Here is a 1,539-nt window from a genome sequence, read left to right on the forward strand (position 1 = left end):
CCGGTTCTGGCGATTCTTGATTTTATTATTCAATATTTAACGTGAGTATAGCTTCTTTTAGAAAAAAGGGTACACGAAATAAATCCATGCGAATAATTCCTTCGTTTTTAAACAACCAATTCTATTCGCTGTTTTTTATTATGATATTTATAAAGGTTAAAACCACAGGAAATCAGCGTAAGTTCAAGAATTACGCTTTTCTCACCTCTTCGAAATAATCTTTTGTAAGACTTATTCCATTTTAGAACACCAAACGTTCCTTCGGCCTGTATACTGCGATTCATTCTCAAAAGTGCTCCGTGTATGGATTCAAGGTTGGAAATCACTTCTTGATGAATCGAGGTTAATTCCTGATTCATTCGGATTGTCCTGTTACCTGATGCTTTAGGACAACAATCACTTTTATACTGGCAATCTGCACATGACTCACATTCATAGATTTCTTCCGTTCTTCCATATTTGTTTTTGTAAACATGCGTCCTGCTTTTAAAATGAAATCTTTTTCCGTTTGGACATATCAGATTTCCGGATTCATTTCGTTTAAAATTTACTGCTCGATATGGATTCTCATGATACTTTTTATCGGTTGTTTCTTTTTTGAACATGGTGAATTTCATGTATTTTTCCATCCCATGTTCTTCGCAATAAAGATAGTTATTATAAGAACCGTACCCTGCATCTGCAACTGGATATTTAGGATAATACCCGTAAGATTTATTAAATTTCTCTAATAAAGGAACAAAGCATTCCATGTCTGATGCATATGGTTTTACATCAACTACTGCAATGTATTCATCACAGATCGCAGTTTGGAGATTATACGCTGGAAGAAGCTGATCATTTCCCATGTAATCTCGTTTTATTCGCATAAAAGTTGCATCGTGATCCGTTTTAGAATAACTGTTCCTTTCCTCTCCACAGATTTCTATATGGTGCGCATATGTTTTTAAGCGTTCCAGATAACCTTGTAATTCCTGGTACTGTTTTTGTTGAATGCTTTTCCTGTGACCACAGCCTGAAACAAACGTGGATTCATCCAGCATTGTACCTTGCTTGTACAGTTCCAATAATCCGGAAACATAATCAATAGCATACTCTTCGCGTTTCTCAAGTTTCGTACCCATATATCCTAAAACTTCATGGTTCATGCTATCAATCAGAGCAGATATTTTTTCAAAAACTTTTCCCCGATTCTTTGTACAGGATTTTTTCCATATCCAGGTATAGCGGTTCGCATTCGCCTCTATTTTAGTGCCATCGATATAAGTGTGTTCCAGATCAACATGATCCTTTTCAAATATATATGTATTTACATCCCGAAAAATCTGTTCGATCGAATCGGTAAGTTCATTTCGGATAATATTTCCAAATGTGGCGAAGGAAGGTGCTTTCATGCCATCGAGAAGATACATATATCGGATATCGTTTCTGCAGAGTTTTTCTATCTCTCGCAAAGAAGAGATTCCGTGTTCCATAAAAGAAAAGAGTATCACTTTAAGGAGCTTCTGCTCATCACATCTTGGACGACCTGTTCTGCAG

At 36.2% G+C, this 1,539-nt stretch carries 1 protein-coding gene; it reads right to left on the reverse strand.

Annotated features, from left to right (window positions below; translation table 11 throughout):
* Positions 1-107: 107 nt before the first annotated feature.
* Positions 108-1,539 (reverse strand): transposase (locus V7D18_RS23690; protein WP_426158090.1); only part of this gene is annotated, 1,432 nt, incomplete at its 5' end.

This window comes from Lacrimispora sp. 38-1 (assembly GCF_049890855.1).
Lineage (GTDB): Bacteria > Bacillota > Clostridia > Lachnospirales > Lachnospiraceae > Lacrimispora.